At 32.3% G+C, this 17,395-nt stretch carries 17 protein-coding genes, 1 riboswitch and 1 other annotated feature; of the genes, 11 read left to right on the forward strand and 6 right to left on the reverse strand.

Annotation, left to right across the window (positions count from 1 at the left end; all coding sequences use genetic code 11):
• Positions 1–90: 90 nt before the first annotated feature.
• Positions 91–1,065 carry a diaminopimelate epimerase gene (dapF, locus tag K5Q11_RS07030; protein WP_220728383.1) on the reverse strand — a complete coding sequence of 325 codons (975 nt, stop codon included), beginning with the start codon at positions 1,063–1,065 and terminating at the stop codon, positions 91–93.
• A gap of 20 nt (positions 1,066–1,085) precedes the next feature.
• Positions 1,086–2,447, reverse strand: a complete 1,362-nt coding sequence (locus K5Q11_RS07035) for an aspartate kinase (RefSeq protein WP_220752323.1) — start codon at positions 2,445–2,447, stop codon at positions 1,086–1,088.
• Positions 2,448–2,651: 204 nt separating this feature from the next.
• Positions 2,652–2,836: riboswitch (Lysine riboswitch) on the forward strand.
• 125 nt (positions 2,837–2,961) lie between these two features.
• Here K5Q11_RS07035 and lysA point away from each other — a divergent pair.
• Genes lysA through ppcA form a run of 8 tightly spaced genes read left to right on the forward strand, consistent with a single transcriptional unit; the run spans position 2,962 to position 11,713 of the window.
• Positions 2,962–4,266, forward strand: coding sequence for a diaminopimelate decarboxylase (lysA, locus tag K5Q11_RS07040; RefSeq protein ID WP_220752314.1), 1,305 nt, complete (start codon positions 2,962–2,964; stop codon positions 4,264–4,266).
• Between the two features lie 24 nt (positions 4,267–4,290).
• Complete coding sequence (gene dapD / locus K5Q11_RS07045; protein WP_220752316.1) at positions 4,291–5,001, forward strand: 2,3,4,5-tetrahydropyridine-2,6-dicarboxylate N-acetyltransferase; 711 nt, start codon at positions 4,291–4,293, stop codon at positions 4,999–5,001.
• 6 nt (positions 5,002–5,007) lie between these two features.
• Complete coding sequence (locus K5Q11_RS07050) at positions 5,008–6,156, forward strand: N-acetyldiaminopimelate deacetylase (protein WP_220752318.1); 1,149 nt, start codon at positions 5,008–5,010, stop codon at positions 6,154–6,156.
• Between the two features lie 17 nt (positions 6,157–6,173).
• Positions 6,174–7,088, forward strand: a complete 915-nt coding sequence (gene dapA, locus K5Q11_RS07055) for a 4-hydroxy-tetrahydrodipicolinate synthase (RefSeq protein ID WP_220752320.1) — start codon at positions 6,174–6,176, stop codon at positions 7,086–7,088.
• 2 nt (positions 7,089–7,090) lie between these two features.
• The gene (gene dapB, locus K5Q11_RS07060; protein ID WP_220728378.1) at positions 7,091–7,870 is read left to right on the forward strand and encodes a 4-hydroxy-tetrahydrodipicolinate reductase; all 780 of its coding nucleotides are present in this window, start codon (positions 7,091–7,093) and stop codon (positions 7,868–7,870) included.
• Positions 7,871–7,894: 24 nt separating this feature from the next.
• Positions 7,895–9,070, forward strand: coding sequence for an aminotransferase class I/II-fold pyridoxal phosphate-dependent enzyme (locus K5Q11_RS07065; protein WP_220728377.1), 1,176 nt, complete (start codon positions 7,895–7,897; stop codon positions 9,068–9,070).
• Between the two features lie 22 nt (positions 9,071–9,092).
• Positions 9,093–10,169, forward strand: coding sequence for an aspartate-semialdehyde dehydrogenase (locus tag K5Q11_RS07070; RefSeq protein ID WP_220728376.1), 1,077 nt, complete (start codon positions 9,093–9,095; stop codon positions 10,167–10,169).
• A 35-nt stretch (positions 10,170–10,204) separates the two neighbouring features.
• The gene (ppcA, locus tag K5Q11_RS07075) at positions 10,205–11,713 is read left to right on the forward strand and encodes a phosphoenolpyruvate carboxylase (protein WP_220728375.1); all 1,509 of its coding nucleotides are present in this window, start codon (positions 10,205–10,207) and stop codon (positions 11,711–11,713) included.
• A 40-nt stretch (positions 11,714–11,753) separates the two neighbouring features.
• On the opposite strand, the gene K5Q11_RS07080 is transcribed toward ppcA, so the two are convergent.
• From K5Q11_RS07080 to K5Q11_RS07095, 4 genes are all read right to left on the reverse strand, one after another.
• Positions 11,754–12,200 carry a Fur family transcriptional regulator gene (locus K5Q11_RS07080; protein WP_220728374.1) on the reverse strand — a complete coding sequence of 149 codons (447 nt, stop codon included), beginning with the start codon at positions 12,198–12,200 and terminating at the stop codon, positions 11,754–11,756.
• Between the two features lie 114 nt (positions 12,201–12,314).
• The gene (locus tag K5Q11_RS07085) at positions 12,315–12,689 is read right to left on the reverse strand and encodes a hypothetical protein (protein WP_220728373.1); all 375 of its coding nucleotides are present in this window, start codon (positions 12,687–12,689) and stop codon (positions 12,315–12,317) included.
• Between the two features lie 36 nt (positions 12,690–12,725).
• Entirely contained in the window at positions 12,726–13,655 is a 930-nt protein-coding gene (mmuM, locus tag K5Q11_RS07090) for a homocysteine S-methyltransferase (RefSeq protein WP_220728372.1), read from the reverse strand.
• A complete protein-coding gene (locus K5Q11_RS07095) occupies positions 13,648–15,030 on the reverse strand; it encodes an amino acid permease (RefSeq protein ID WP_220728371.1) in 1,383 nt (460 codons plus the stop codon). Before K5Q11_RS07095 ends, mmuM begins: the two co-directional genes overlap by 8 nt.
• 45 nt (positions 15,031–15,075) lie before the next feature.
• Positions 15,076–15,303: a binding site (T-box leader), on the reverse strand.
• A 137-nt stretch (positions 15,304–15,440) separates the two neighbouring features.
• On the opposite strand from K5Q11_RS07095, the gene K5Q11_RS07100 reads away from it, so the two are divergent.
• From K5Q11_RS07100 to K5Q11_RS07110, 3 genes are all read left to right on the forward strand, one after another.
• Positions 15,441–16,469 carry a lactonase family protein gene (locus K5Q11_RS07100; protein WP_220728370.1) on the forward strand — a complete coding sequence of 343 codons (1,029 nt, stop codon included), beginning with the start codon at positions 15,441–15,443 and terminating at the stop codon, positions 16,467–16,469.
• A 69-nt stretch (positions 16,470–16,538) separates the two neighbouring features.
• Positions 16,539–16,739 (forward strand): hypothetical protein, encoded by a 201-nt coding sequence (locus tag K5Q11_RS07105; RefSeq protein ID WP_220728369.1) that lies wholly within the window; start codon positions 16,539–16,541, stop codon positions 16,737–16,739.
• Between the two features lie 94 nt (positions 16,740–16,833).
• Positions 16,834–17,307: a DUF2798 domain-containing protein gene (locus K5Q11_RS07110; protein WP_220728368.1), complete on the forward strand. Its 474-nt coding sequence runs from the start codon at positions 16,834–16,836 to the stop codon at positions 17,305–17,307.
• The last annotated feature ends 88 nt before the right edge of the window (positions 17,308–17,395 follow it).

The raw sequence follows: 17,395 nt of genomic DNA on the forward strand, positions 1-17,395 counted from the left end.
TAGTTGAATATTTTGACATAAAAAAACCGCCTTAAAAAATTAGATATTATGTCTAACTTTTTTAAGGCGGTACATTATGGAGTCCCTTTTTTATAGATTATTTATGAATTTCTGGTAATCTTTTTCCTCACCAGTATCAATAATTTGTGCTGAATTAAAGTTTTCTTCAAGCAAAGCTTGTTCGCTAATTGTAATTTTATGTGTAACAGTTGCGTTACCAATTAGGTTAATTTGATATTGGTTATTTAATCTACGAACGTTTGTTTTAACCATTCCACCAGGATTATAAACGGTTATATCTTTAGTTTCATCACAAAGATCAGGGTAATTAATTAAAAACGCAAGTGAAGTAGATGACATGCCCGTACCACAAGCATTAGTAAATCCAACCCCACGTTCAAAAGTTTTAACAAATAAGGTGTTTTTATCAATTATTTTTGCAAAATTAATATTTACACCATCGGGAAAATATGGATTCTTTTGATTAAGTTTTGTTCCTAAGTTCTTTAAAGTATCGTTGTTTAAATCTTCATCTTCAACGAAGCTAATTAAATGAGGGTTAGGCACTGCAATGGCCGTAAATAGTAATTTATCACTTAAAGCCGGTAATTTGGTATTAACAATTTTTTCTTTTCCTAAATTATCAAATGGAAAAGCATCAGCATTAAAACGAATCGGTGATATTTCTACACTAAAAGCAGGTACATTGTTACCAAAATCAGCCTGTTTACTAACTTTTAAATCAGCATTTAAAGTTTCAACTTTAAAATTGTTTTGCTTATACTTTTCTGATAAATATCTAGAAACAGTTCTTAATCCATTACCACACATTGAAGCAATACTTCCATCAGCATTAACAACTACCATTTTACCTAAACAGTCTGGATGTTGAGATGCATCTACAACTAAAATTCCATCAGCACCATTTAATAATCCTTTTTCTGAATTGGTAATTTTTTGAGCTAATTTTTGAATTTTAGGCATAGGAATTGGCTTATCAAATAGTGTTTGATCTAATATGAAAAAATGGTTTTCAGAACCATGAACTTTTAATAATTGAACCATTTTATATGCACTTCCTTAAATTATTCTTCTAGGAAAAACTCGTTATATATACAATTTACAGCGTCTTCTGCATCTTCTTTACGAGTTCCAATCATCATCGATAATCTTGAAGCTCCTTGATTAATCATATGCACAGCAATTCGATTTTGAGCTAATGGATTTAAGACACGATCTAAAATTCCGGTTTGTCCTTTCATTCCTTCACCCACAATCATGATAATAGCATAGTCATCAATCCACTCAATTTGATCAGGATTTAAGATAGACTTAATATCTTGGCAAATTTTTTCAACGATATTTTCGGTTAATTGTTTTTTATCAAAAATTACAGTTAAATCATCAATTCCTGATGGCATGTGCTCATAAGAAATATTGTATTTATACAAGATTTGAAGCAATTTAAGTGTAAAACCAACTTCTTTATTTAATAAATATTTGTGAATATAAAGAGCGGAAAAATGATCTGATCCAGCAACTCCAGTAATTACATGTGATGGTTGAGCAATTCCTTGAGGCACAATTTTAGTACCTGGTAATTCTGGATTATTAGTATTTTTAACGTTAATCGTTACGTGACCTTCAATGGCTGGGATGATGGCCTCATCGTTAAAAACTGAAAATCCAGCGTATGAAAGTTCTCGCATTTCACGATAAGTTAATTTATGAATAGCAACTGGATTGTTTACAATCTTAGGACTAGCAGCGTATATAGCATTTACATCGGTAAAGTTTTCATAGTTTGGAATGTTTAATCCGTGCGCTAAGATAGACCCAGTAATGTCTGAACCACCGCGATTAAAAGTAGCAATTTCATCATTGCGAGTAAATCCAAAGAAACCTGGGAAAACTAATTTTTCATCATCAGTATATTCTAATTCTGATAAATTTTTATAAGTTATTGGAAGGACAGAAGCATTATTAGGATAGTCAGTTACGATTATGCCAGCTTTTTTAGGATCAATATATCTAGATTTGATTTCTAAATGATTTAAAATCATATTCATTAATTTAGCGTTTATTCTTTCTCCATGAGCCTTAAAAGCAGCCATTAGGTAATCATCGTTAGGATAACTGCCATTTGGTAATTGATAAATTATATTTTTAAGTTCTTTAATGTTAGCTGTAGGTAATTTAAAGTAACTAGCAATTTCGCGATAACGATTAAAGATGTCGCTTTGAACATCAGAATAATCTTGACTGCCAATTACTTGTTCAGCATATTTTATAAGTAAATCAGTTACCTTAGTATCTTTAGGGAACCGTTTACCGGGTGCAGAAGTTACTATCACTTGTCTTCTAGAATCACTTTTTATGATATTAATTACTTTCTCGAATTGAGGACCACTAGCTAAAGAGCTCCCACCAAATTTTACGACTTTCATCATTGCTTCACACCTTTTTGCGATAAAAAATTAATTTATTATTAAGATGAATTTTAACATTATAATTTTAATTATCAACTAGATTCCCTGATATTATGCCACATTTACAGATGACCTATATAAGTAAATAAAAAATAATTAAAAAAATATAAAAAAATATGAGAAGATGTATTGAAAAAATGAGTATTTCGTATTATAGTTTTATTTAATCGAAGAGGTCGCAGTCGACAAAAGTAAAATAATCGAGCTAACGCATATTAGCTATGAAATTATTCGAAAGGGGAGATTGCCGAAGAAAGGATGTTTTATGTGAATTTCTTTCTGGGGCTTAGTTTAATAGGCTAAGAACTGTCATAAGTATAAAAACTTATGGGGCGCTATCGACAAAATTATACCGATAATAGTTTCATCTAAAAAATTGGGGATTCTTTTGTTTAAGCGAACAAAAGAATCCTTTTTTCTAAAATGAATTATTTGTTCGATAACTTCGATAAAAATTATTGGAGGATTAAAAATGATTAAAAACGATTTTGATTACGAAACTAAGAATAACCACTTAATGATTGGTGGAGTAGACTCTGTAGAATTAGCACATAAGTATGGTACTCCACTAGTGGTCTATGATGTTTCTAAAATCAGAGAACAAATAAGCCACTTTAAGTCAGTTTTTGAAGATAATCATGTTGACTACGAAGTGAGTTATGCTAGCAAGGCTTTTGCTAGTGTTGCAACTTATCAAATAATGAAGCAAGAAAATTGTCACATTGATGTTGTATCTGGTGGTGAAATATATACAGCCTTAAAAGCAGGCTTTCCGATGTATAAAGTTAGTTTTCATGGCAATAATAAGTCTGCTGAGGAACTTAAAATGGCTGTTGAAAATCACGTTGGTGTGATTATGTTAGACAATTTTCATGAAATTGAATTATTAAGTAAAATTTTAAATGACTTGGATACACAAACTAATGTAATGCTAAGAATTACGCCAGGTATTTCAGCACATACTCATGAATATGATCAAACTGGTCAAGTAGATAGTAAATTTGGCTTTGATGTTGAAAGTAAGCAAGCCGAAAAAGCATTAGAAATAGTGCTAAATAATCCTAGGATGAATATGCTTGGAATTCATGCACACATTGGTTCTCAAATTTTTGAAGTTAATGGTTTTGTAATGGCGGCTGAAAAGCTAGTTGATTTGTCAGCTGATTGGAATCAAAAATTTGGTTATCAACCGGAAGTATTGAACGTTGGTGGTGGTTTTGGAATTAAATATAGCGAGGAAGATGATCCAATTGCACCTGAAAAATTTGTTGATGCTATTGTTAAAGCAATAAAGCAACGTTCAAATCAAAAGGGTTTAAATTTACCAGCAATTTGGATTGAACCTGGTAGATCCATTATCGGACCAGCAGGATATAATTTATATACAATTGGGTCTAGAAAAGATGTTCCTGGAATTAAATCTTATATCACAGTAGATGGTGGAATGGGTGATAATATTCGTCCAGCATTATATCAAGCTAAGTATGAGGCTGTTTTAGCTAATAAAGCTAACGATGAACCGGAATCTAATGCAGTTAGAATTGCTGGAAAATATTGTGAATCAGGTGATATTTTAATTCAAAATATTAATTTACCACATGTAGAACCAGGCGATGTTTTAGCGATGTTTGCTACCGGAGCTTACGGTTATGCAATGGCTTCTAATTACAACCTTAACTTAAAGCCAGCTGTAGTTTTTGTAGAAAATGGCCAAGATAAGTTAGTAATTAAACGTCAAAGCTATGAAGATTTAGTTAGATTAGATTTAGAATATTAATTTAAAAATTTGGAGGCAATTTTAATGGCTAAGTTAGACGCACAAGCAATCATTAATTTCATTAGTAACGCGGACAAAAAGACTCCCGTAAAGGTTTACATTAGTGGTAAGTTAGATCAAATTGAATATCCATCAAGCATTAAAGCATTTGTTGAAGCACATTCAGGAGTTATCTTTGGTGATTGGAAAGATGTTAAAGCATTCTTGGATAATAATGAAGCTTTACTTGAAAATGTAGAATTAGAAAACAATGCTCGTAACTCTGCAGTTCCATTAATTGATATGAAAAATATTAATGCCCGAATTGAACCAGGTGCAGTCATTAGAGACCAAGTATCAATTGGAAATAATGCGGTAATTATGATGGGAGCTTTAATCAATATTGGAGCTGAAATTGGCGATAATTCCATGATTGATATGGGCGTTGTAATGGGTGGCCGTGCAATTGTTGGTAAACATAGTCATATTGGAGCGGGTGCGGTGCTAGCTGGAGTTGTTGAACCTGCTTCTGCAGAACCAGTAACAATTGGTGATAACGTTATGATTGGAGCTAATGCAGTTGTGATTGAAGGGGTTCACGTTGGTGATGGTGCAGTTGTAGCTGCTGGTGCAGTTGTAACCGAAGATGTAGAACCCAATACTTTAGTTGCGGGAATGCCTGCTAGAGTGATTAAAAAAATTGATGATAAAACTAAATCAAAAACTGAATTACAAGATGATTTGAGAAAGTTGTGATCGAAAATGTTAGATTCAAAAGCTCTAATTGAAATTCGTCGACATCTACATCAATTTCCAGAATTAGCATTAAAAGAATATGCTACTTCAAAATATATAAGACACATAATAGGAAACTTTAAACAAGAATATTTAGAAATTAGAACAATTGAACAATTACCTACTGCAACTTTAGTCTATGTTAAAGGCAGTAATCCTAAGCGTACAATTGGATATCGTTGTGACATTGATGCATTACCAGTTACAGAAAAAACTGGGTTAGATTACCAATCTAAAAACGATGGATGCATGCATGCTTGCGGTCATGATATTCACATGACAGTAGCTTTAGGAATCTTAAATTATTTTTCTGAACATCAGCCTAAAGATAACCTAGTATTTTTCTTTCAACCAGCTGAGGAAAGCGAAAATGGTGGAAAACTAGCATACGAATTAGGGGTTTTTGAAGGAAAATGGTGCCCAGATGAATTTTACGGTTTACATGATAATCCACAGTTACCAGCTGGTAGTATTGGATGTCGATTAGGAACTTTATTTGCTGGAACTACTGAAGTAAACGTTACTTTGAAGGGTAAGGGTGGACATGCAGCTTATCCGCAATTAGCTAATGATATGGTCGTGGCAGCGAGTGAGTATATTAATCAAGTTCAAACAGTAGTTTCTCGAAGTATCGATCCAATTCAAAGTGGCGTAATAACTTTTGGTAAGTTAAGTGCCGGTACCATTCGAAATGTGATTGCTGGCGAAGCTAGAATTGAGGGTACTATTAGAGGCCTAACTCAGACTATGATTGAAAAGATTGATAGTCGACTTAAAGCTATTGGCCAAGGAATTGCTATTAGTTTTGGATGTGAAGTGGAAGTAGAGTTAAATCAAGGTGGTTATTTACCAGTTGAAAATAATCCTGAACTGACTAAGAATTTTATAGATTTTATGCAAAATAATAACCAAGTTGATTTTATAGAAACTTCACCAGCAATGACTGGTGAAGATTTTGGATACTTACTACACAAATTTCCAGGCACAATGTTTTGGTTAGGAGTGGAGGATAGTTCACAATTACACTCAGATACATTTACTCCAAAGGAAGCATCAATATCAAAAGGGGTAAAAGCTATTATTCAATTCATTGAATTTAGAATGAGCAATAAGTAAAAATAGGGGCGTTATGTATGTTTGAAAATGTAGACTTAATGACAGCAATTATTACACCATTTAATAAGTCTGGTGAGATTGATTATAATTCACTAGAAAAATTAACTAATCATTTGTTAGAAACTGGTAGCCGTGGTTTTGTTATTGGCGGAACTACTGGGGAAACACCTACGCTAACGCATGATGAAAAATTAGAACTTTACAAAAAGTTTGCTGTGATCGTTAATAAACGTGTACCAGTTATTGCTGGTACGGGTAGTAATAATACTAAAGAAACTATTAATTTTACTCAAGAAGTAGAAAAAATTGAAGGAATTGATGCAGCATTAGTTGTGGTACCTTACTATAACAAACCTAATCAAAGATGTATGCAAGCCCATTTTAAAGCAGTAGCTGATAACACTAATATTCCAATTGTTATTTATAACATTCCAGGACGTACAGGAGTATCAATGAATAAAGAAACAATTGTTGAACTATCAAAAAATCCTTCGATTGTAGGGGTTAAACAATGCAATCCAATTGAAGAGATTGAATACTTAGTTGAACACGTTAGTGATGAATTTGCTATATACACAGGTGAAGATGCTCAAACGATGGCTGCTAAATCCATGGGAGCCAATGGTGTTATATCAGTTGCTTCTCATGTATATGGCATTCAAATGCGTCATTTGTTGGACTCACTAGAACAGGGACAAGTTAAATCCGCTGCTAAATTGCAACGCTTTTTAACCCCTAAGATGAATGCGCTTTTTATGTATCCTTCACCTTCACCAGTTAAGGCAGTTTTAAATGCACAAGGTTTTGCAGTTGGTAACTGTCGATTACCTATTCTATCTTTGAATGATTCAGAGAAAAAAAGTTTGGCTAAAGCACTAAATCTTCATGAAGATGCTTTGATGCATAAATTATCACTAGAGTTAGGAGATTAATTATGATAAAAGTTTTTCTTGCTGGATATAATGGTTCGATGGGCCAAAAAGCCATTAAAATGATTCAAGCTAATGATGATTTTAAATTAGTCGGTGGATTAGCTCCAAGTGCCAATGATAGTGATAAAAATAAATATCAATTATCAAATGACATGAAATTATTTAATAATTTAAGTGATGTTAATGTTTCAGCAGATGTTTGGGTCGATTTTACAGTACCTAGTTCAGTTTATGAAAATGTAAAATTTGCCATTGAGCATGGAATGCGTCCAGTAGTTGGAACCACCGGTTTAAGTGATTCACAATTAGACGAATTAAAATCAATGGCTAAAAGTCATAATCTGGGTGGATTAATTGCACCTAACTTTGGACTTTCAGCTGTATTATTAATGAAATTTGCTCAAGAGGCTGCACAATATTTTCCAGATGTTGAAATTATTGAAATGCATCATGATGATAAAAAAGATGCGCCATCAGGAACAGCTTTAAACACTGCTAAATTAATTGATAAAGTAAGGCCTGCTCATGAACAGGGGGCTGATGACAATGTAGAAACCTTAGACCATGTAAGAGGTGGCGATTATAACGGAATTAGAATTCATGCCGTTCGGTTGCCGGGATACGTTGCGCACGAACAAGTACTGTTTGGTGGAACAGGAGAAGCGCTTACGATTCGACAAGATTCATTTGATCGTGGATCATTTATGAATGGAGTTAAAATTGGAATTGAAAAAATTATGAATATAAATGAGTTAGTAGTTGGATTAGAAAACATAATGTAACAATAACCGGATGGGAGATTAGTTATGCCAAAATTATTATCAGAATTAAAAGACATATATAATGAAAAATTAGATTTAGTAGGTCCTTCAGGAATTAGAGCTTTTGATAAAAAAATATCTAACATTGATGGAATCGTTAAATTGACCATTGGTGAACCTGACTTGAATACACCTGAACATGTAAAGAAAGCTGCAATGGAAAGCATTCAAAATAATGATTCTCATTATTCAGCTCAAACTGGTAAGCTAGAGTTACGTCAAGCAATTGCTAATTACTTGAAGAAAACACAAAATCTAGATTATGACCCACAAAGTGAAGTGGTAGTTACAGTTGGAGCAACAGAAGCTATTTATGCAACTTTTGAAACGATGCTAAATCCTGGTGATAAGGTTATTTTACCTACGCCTACATTTGCTTTATATTACCCAATTATTAAACTTTTAGGGGCTCAACCAATTATGGTTGACACGTCTAAAGATAATTTTGAATTAACTGCTGAACATTTAGAGGAAGTAATTGCTCGTGAAGGCGATGCAGTTAAAGCTATCCTAATTAACTATCCTGGCAATCCTACTGGTGTTGAATATTCTAAAGACAATTTAGAAAAATTAGCTAATGTTGTAAAAGAACATAACTTGTTTATGATTACTGACGAAATTTATTGTGAATTAACTTATGGAGTAGAACATTACTCAATTGCACGTTTACTACCAGAACAAACTATTTACATTAACGGTGTATCAAAATCACATGCGATGACTGGCTATCGAATTGGATACGTATGTGGACCAAAAGAATTTATGCAGAAATTAACCAAAGTACATGCATTTATGATTACATCGCCATCTAACCCAGCTCAAGTGGCAGCCTATGAAGCTTTAGCAAATGGTTTAAATGATCCAATTGAAATGCGTGAAATTTATCGTCGTCGTAGAGACTACATTGTTAGTGCATTAGAAACTATGGGTTTTGATATGGCTACTCCACAAGGTGCTTTTTATGTATTTGCTAAAATTCCTGCTAAATGCAATCAAAATGACACAGAGTTTGCACTAGATTTAGCAGAAAAAGCTAAGGTTGGTGTAATTCCAGGTTCAGCATTTGGTGAAGGTGGTCAAGGCTATATCCGCCTTTCATATGCAGCCTCTGATGAAGCTATTAAAAATGCAATGAATCAAATGAAGAGTTATTTAGCATAATTGATATTGGGAGATTTTAAAAATGAAAGAATATAATGTAGCAATTTTAGGAGCAACTGGTGCGGTTGGAACAAGAATGATTGATCAATTAGCGAAATCAACAGTTCCAGTTAAATCATTAAAACTTTTAGCTTCTGCAAAATCAGCTGGCAAAAAGTTATTGTTTAAAGGCCAAGAAATCACGGTTGAAGAAGCAGTTCCAGAAGCTTTTGATGGAGTTGATTTGGTATTGGCATCTGCTGGTGGATCAGTTTCTAAAAAGTTATTACCAGAGGCTGTTAAACGTGGTGCAGTTTGTGTTGACAATACTAGCGCTTTTAGAATGAATCCTGAAGTTCCATTAGTAGTACCAGAAGTTAATGAAGAAGCTTTAAAAAATCATAAAGGAATTATTGCTAATCCTAACTGTTCAACTATTCAAATGGTAGTTGCTTTAGCACCTGTATTTAGAAAATATGGTTTGAAACAAATTATAGTTTCTACTTACCAAGCTGCTTCAGGAGCTGGCCAATCTGCTTTAAATGAATTTTACAATCAAACTAAGCAGTATTTGAATGGCAAAAACATGGATGCTAATATTTTACCAACTGCTAGTGATAAAAAACATTATCCATTAGCGTTTAATTTGCTTCCTCAAATTGATGTATTTGAAGATGATGGCTATTCTCACGAAGAATGGAAAATGATTCATGAAACTAAGAAAATTATGCTAAATGATATGGATGCTAAAGATATTAAAGTAACTGCTACTTGTGTTAGAGTGCCTGTACCAATTGCTCATGGTGAATCAGTTTACTTTGAAGTTGAAGACACTAACGCTACCAAAGAAGACATTCAAAAATGTATTGCTGAGGGTGCCGGTGTTACATTAGAAGATGATCCATCGAATCAATTTTATCCACAGCCAATTAATGCTGTAGGTAATCGAGAAACTTACGTTGGACGTGTACGCCCCGATAATGAAAATCCAGGTGCCTTTAATATGTGGGTAGTAGCTGATAACCTTCTTAAAGGAGCTGCTTGGAACACTGTCGAAAATGCTGAATGTTTAGTTAAAAATGATTTAGTTCGCGTTCCAAAAGATTTTTTTAAAGAATAAATAATATTTATTTCAAATTTTAGGAGGAAAATCCAATGAACAGAAAAATTCCAAATGTAATGGGAACTCAACATCCAGATAACGCCAACGTACCTTTCTTTAAGCATCATGATAATCCTTTTGTATCAGCATTTAGAGAAATTGATGAAGCATATCAAAATTACTCAGTTTTAGATGCTGATGAATATATGTGGGATTGGGAAGGTAAGCATGCTGACGCATCAGTTGTAAATCGTCTTTATTCTAAGCACTATGAATATTTCAAGCAACATCCATTAGGAAAAGACAAATACTTAACTTTTAGATTGCCTAACATTTGGGAAGAAAAAGGTTATAGCTTAATGCAAGCTATGACTACAATGATGTTAGCAGAGGATTTTGCTGATGACTTGGAATTCGATAATCGACCATTATTTGAAGCTATTTTGCCAATGACTAGAAATGCTGATCAACTTATCGCTATGGAAGATAAGTTTGCGGCTTTAGCCAAGTTTAAAAATGAAGAATTTAAAAATGTTCATCCAAATAGTGACAAATTACAAATGATTCCGTTATTCGAAAGCTTTGAATCACAGTTCAATGCTCCTAAAATTTTGAAAAAATTTGTTGATATGTATCAAGATCATTTTGGTCGACCAATTGAATACTTACGAGTGTTCTTAGCTGGATCAGATTCCGCTTTATCTAATGGATTTTTGAACAGTATTATTGGTAACAAATTAGCATTATCTAAGTTAGGAGCATTTTCTAAAGAAAGTGGTTTACCAGTATATCCGATTGCTGGAACTGGAAGTACTATCTTTAGAGGTGGATTAGCACCTAACTTAGTTGATCGTTACCTAGAAGAATTTCCAGGTTTGAAAACGGCTACTATTCAATCGGCATTTAGATATGATTTTCCATTAGATGAAGTAAAACCAGCAATTGCTAAATTAAGAACTGGTTTACAAAATAGTAAATTTAACATTATCAATAGTGATGATGAAAAAGTGCTACTTGAGATTGCCGAAAAAACTGCTAAAGAATATCACGTTACTTTAGATCCACTAATTGACGACTTACAAGCAGTATTTGATGCATTTCCTAAACGTCGAGACCGTCACCAACACGTGGGAATTATTGGATATTCTAGAGATGTTGATGGTTACAAAATGCCACGTGCAATTACATTTACGGGGGCACTTTACTCAGTTGGAATTCCACCTGAATTAATTGGTTCTGGTCGTATTTTGAAAAAATTAAGTTCTAAAGAATTTTCTATTTTAGAAAAATACTATCCTAACATCCGTAATGATTTTGCACATGTTATGAAGTACTTCAGTCCAGATGCTTTAGAAGTCTTAAAACAACATAATTCTGCTTGGAAGGGTGTTGAAGAAGACATTGAAGCGATGGATGAACTATTTGGTATTAAAGCTGGTCCCGTAACTAAAGACCAAATTAAGCATGCGCAACTTGCTACTGATTTAGTAAGTATTCAAGATGTTCAAATTAGAACCTTATTGATTGAAAAAATGAGTAAGTTACGACATTTCTTAGGATAAAAAATAAAAAATCTCATGGGATTAATCCCATGAGATTTTTTTATTTCATTTTTGATTGGCATTCTTTACATAATCCATAAACTTCAATTCTACTAGTTGATGGTATGAAGTCAGATTGGTTTTTAGTAATATCTTTTAATTCTTGTTCAATTTCTTTATATTTAGGATAAAAAATATCTACTATTTTGCCACAATTTTCGCAAATAGCATGAAAATGAGGAGTACCAAAGAAATCATATCTTACCCCACCATCTTGATTAGGGATTTGAATAATAATGCCTAATCTTTCAAATAATTCTAAGTTGTTGTAAATAGTAGCAACACTTAGGTTAGAAAATTCATCTGCTAGTGCTTGATAGATAGTTTCAACCGAAGGATGATTATCATGATCAATTAAATATTTCAATATTATTTGTCTTTGTGGAGTAATTCTTACCTTATTCTTTCTTAGCAAAGCTAATGATTTTTGGTAAATATCATTTTCCATTAATGTCCTCCCTTTCAGTTTATAATTATTATTAAATAATATATTATATTATTTATTATAAATCAAATAACAAGATTAATATAAGTATTAATCTTGTTATTTTATAAATTTTTACTATTTACTTAAAATTGCTAACTCTTTACAACCAACTTGTTGTAAAAGTGGGGTAATTCTATCTAAAATGGCTTTTTGTGATTTTGAAGAAATTTTATTACCAATGAATTTAACGCAGGTAGAAGCATCTAAATCATTTACTTCAATAATTCCAATTAAATTTTTAGATTCGTTTTCTTCAACCCCCCATACCAATGCCTTCATTTCCATAACATTTTTCATGGTTTCATTGATATAATTCATACTTTGATTCATTGATTGTTGTAAATTATTTTGATTTTGAAAATCATTAACTTCTTTAAGTTTAAATTTAGTAAGCCAATCTAATTTAAAATGTGGAGTTAAAATTGGATGTAACCATTCAAAACTTTTCATATACTAATCATCTCCATTAGAGAATATTGTATATGATTATGACTGCTTTTGAAATAATTTGTCATGAATCAATTTAGTTTGAACTTCTGAAGTGCAACAGCATCCGCCAACATATTTAGCGCCTAGGCATAGCCATTCCTGAGTTAAACTAACAAATTCATTATCTGAAATCCCGTTATTTAACCATTTTTTTATTTTAGGATCATATTGTGCACCAGAATTAGGGAACACAATAATATCTTTATGTTTTGGATAATTTTTGATAATTTCCTTGATACTATCTGACACAATATTTGGAGAAGTACAGTTATTTCCGTAGGCAATGACATTAGTAGCATTTTCTAACAAATCTTGAACATCTTTGAAAGGGGTTTTATCTGCTAAATGTTTAGCATCACTTAGAGAGCAACCGACAATTACTGGGACTTTTTTTGAATCTAAAATATTTATCAAAACTTTCAATTCTTTAAAGTTAGGGATTGTTTCAAGAATTAAGGCATCACATCCGGCATCGATTAAGATGTTAATGCGGTCAATATGAAATGCTTCCAGTTCTTCATTAGAAACGTGATAGTCCCCAGTATATTCAGAACCATTAGCTAAATAAGCTCCATATGGACCAATAGCACCTGCAATCCATTTATTTTTATTGTTTTTAGCATTATTACGACCACTATGAGCTAATTCAACAGCCTTTCTAATCAATTGTTTGGCTTCCTTAACAGTATACCCAGCTTCTTGATAACCTTGAATGCTGGCTTGATAAGTATTGGTAATGGTTAAATTAGAACCAGCATTAAAGTAAGCTGTATGCACATCTTCGATTAATTCTGGATTATTTGCTAAAGCTTGAGCTGTCCATAGTTTATTGTTCAAATCTAAATTTCGTTCTTCCAGTCCTAATGACATTGAACTGTCAATTAAAATTTTGGATGTTGATTTACTCCATTTTAAAAATTTATTCATTTAAAGCACCTTCTAATTTTTTCTTATATACAACTTGATAATATGTGTAACAAATAATAGAAAAAGGAATACCAACGATGATAGCGATTCTTTGACTAGGGTCCAAGGCAATTCCTAATAATGATAATAAACAGATAAAGATAACAATCCATGGTACATAAGGATATCCGGGACTTTTATATTTTAATTCACTTACTGAATGACCAGCTTTCAAAAATTGTTTGCGGAAATTTAATTGTGACCATGCAATAATAAGCCATACCATTACTACTGCGAAAGCTGAAATTGCAGTTAATGCTAAATAAACGGTGTTAGGGGCATAAATACTAGAGAATAATGCTAGGAATCCACCCATAATGGTTAGAATTAAACCATAAATAGGTAAACCATTTTTGGTTAATTTAGCCAACTTTTTAGGTAATGTTTTTTTATCAGCCAATGACCATAGCATTCTAGATGCTGCATAAACACCTGAATTTGCACCAGAGAAAATAGTTATGAAAAGAATTATATTCATGATATTACCAGCATAAGGAATTCCTACATTGTTTAGTACTGACACAAATGGACTTTGAGCTAATGAGGCCGAATGTTGTGGCAAAATAGATCCTAATACTACGATGGTTCCAATAAACAAGACAATTAATATTAATAAAGTTTTTTTAATTGCTTGTGGAATGCTCTTTTCGGGATTTTGCGTTTCTCCAGCAGCAACACTAATCATTTCAGTTCCAGAGAAAGCAAAGTTAGCTGATAAGATTATAGACAAAACGGGAGCAATACCGTTAGGAAACCCTCCATTAGTCGTAAGCTCTGCAAAAAATGGTTTAAAGTTTTGTTGATGTGTAGGAATTACTTTGAAAACTACTAACAAACCAATTATTAGAAAAACAGCTAAGGCGCTTGCCTTAATTATAGACATCCAAAATTCACTTTTAGATAAAAATTCAATTTTTATTGTATTTAAAAGTAGTATAAGTATGGCAAAAATTAAATTGAACGCCCAAATAGGAATACTAGGTAAATATTGTTTAGCAATTAGAGAAAGTGATATGAATTGAGAACCAAGGGCAATGGTCCAAGTTAACCAGTACAGCCAAGCAGTCAAGAAACCCATACCGGGATTAATATATTTGCTGGCATATGTGTGAAATGCACCTGTGTTAGGGTTATGAACCGAAAGTTCCCCTAGACATGACATGATTAAGCATACAAGAATAGATCCAATTATATAAGCTAAAATGGTGCCAACTGCACCAGCAGATTGAATAGAATAGCCGGTGCTCATAAAGATTCCGGTTCCAATTACGCCGCCTAACGATAAGGTTATTAAATGTTTACTTTCTAAACTTTTATCAAAATTTCTTTTTCCCATATGTTTCACACTCCTTCGTAAAATAAAAAAGCACCCACCCTTATTAAAAAGGGCGAGTGCCTCGCTGTACCACCTTAATTTATAAATCAAAATTGATTTACCTCATCCGGAACTAATCATTCCTTTGCGCTATATCAGGCGCCCCCGTTATAAACTAAATATCGTCTATAAAAGCTCAAAGACCATTTTCATAAAATATAATTTATTCATTTTCACCAAACATGAACTCTCTGCAAAATTATATTTAATTACTTTTCTCATCATAGCTTAATATTCTCATTTATTATTAATAATTATACTAATGATTTTAATTTAGTCAATATTTTTTTCAGACTTCAATTGTTTACGAAATGATTTATACATAATAGAATAGAGATAGTACAAAAACTATAACTGAAAGAGTGATAGTAATGACAGAAAAATTTTTGATTGGAACTTATACTAAAAAGAGTAGCGAAGGAATTTATGAACTTTCACTAGACTCAAATAAACTAACTGATTTGCAATTAGTAGCTAAAGTTGGTAATCCTACTTATGTTACACAATCTAATGATAAACGTATCTATGCTGTTGATAAGGATGTTTCTGGAAAAGGTGGTTCAATTGCTTTAGATGGTAGTCATCGTCCAGCTACTGAAATTAACAAGGTAATTGAAGAAAACACTAACCCTGCTTATATTACTGTTGATGAAAATCGTCAATTAGTATACACTGCAAACTATCATACTGGTGAAGTAAAGGTATATCATATTGATCAAGATGGTTCATTGAACTTTGTTGATAAAGTAGTGCATGAAGGTTCAGTTGGTCCTAGACCAGAACAACAAAATGGTGCGCACCCTCATTATGCTGATTTAACTCCAGATAATCGTCTAGCGGTAGTAGATTTAGGTCAAGATAAAGTTTATATTTATGACGTAGCTGATAATGGTAAGCTTACTGAAATTAGCCAACTAGATATGGAAGCTGGCTTTGGCCCTCGTCATATTGTCTTTGATGCAGATAAAAATGTAGCTTATCTTGCTGGAGAATTAAGTAGTAAATTAGCAGTTTTAAATTATGATTCAGCTAATGGCAGTTTAAGTGTTAAGCAAGTTGTTTCTACAATTCCAGAAGACTGGACTGAACATAATGGTGCAGCTGCTATTCGTATGTCTAGTGATGGTAAATTTGTTTATTTATCTAATCGTGGTCACAATAGTTTGGCTGTTTTCGAATCTGATGAAAATGCTAATGTGAAACTAGTTCAATTGATTTCAACTGAAGGTGACTTTCCACGTGATTTTAACTTTAATGCTGACGAAAGTTTAGTGATTTGTTTAAACCAAAACACTGATAATGCTACCTTATACCAACGTAATGCTGAAAATGGTAAGTTAACAATGATACAAAAAGATTTTACAGTTCCTGAAGGGGTTTGTGTGGCTCCAGAAAAATAAAATAATGAAAAAGGTTATTAGATTTTTCTAGTAACCTTTTTATTTTAAAATATTTATGGTGATAATTTTATGAATAAAGAACAACTAATAAAAATAGCTGAAGCGTTTAAAAAGTATAATATTGATATTGAATTTCAAGACTTAACGATAACAGCTATAAATCATCATCCAGCTACCTTAAATGCTGCTGAGTATATGCCCAATCAAATGGTTGAACTTATTTGTAAATTTATGCAGACTCAAATCATTTCTGATATGTGGCAATTTTAAATTTGTAACATAATTGTTACTTACGAAGAAAAATTTCTTGTGGTAATGTGAAAATATTGACTTTAATGGTTTTTAAGAAAAGGAGATATATTCAATGCCAAGAAATTTTAAAGAGGAGTTAATGTTTACAGGGATGATGGCTGGTTTAATGGTCATTGTTATGGAATGTTACAATATTGCACTTAGTGCTGGAATCAGTGATGGTTATGTTATTGAGGTAATTAAGGGATATCCATTAGCCTTAATTGTTGCTGCTATTTTGGATTTAGTTTTAGTAGGTCCAATTGTTAAGGGAATCTTTTTTAAATTTATTTTTAAGGAAAGTATGAAACAAAATCCAATTATTATTGCTTTGTGGATTTCATGCATGATGGTTTTGGGAATGGTAACTTTTATGTCTTGTTTTGGTTTAATTGTTCAAGTTGGATTCTTAAAATTTTCACTTGGAATGTATTTGCATACTTGGCTTTTTAATTTAATTTTAGCTTTACCACTGCAATTAATTATTGTTGGACCTATTTGTAGATTATTGTTAAATAAAATTCAAAATAGTATGGATAATAAATAAAGAAGCAATGAAATTTGAAGTGCCTTAAAAAAGTTAGACAATTATTACTAAATTAAATATTTAATTTCATGGAATGATTTCGATATTC

Origin of the sequence: Apilactobacillus xinyiensis, from assembly GCF_019656235.1 — a bacterium.
Taxonomy (GTDB): domain Bacteria; phylum Bacillota; class Bacilli; order Lactobacillales; family Lactobacillaceae; genus Apilactobacillus; species Apilactobacillus xinyiensis.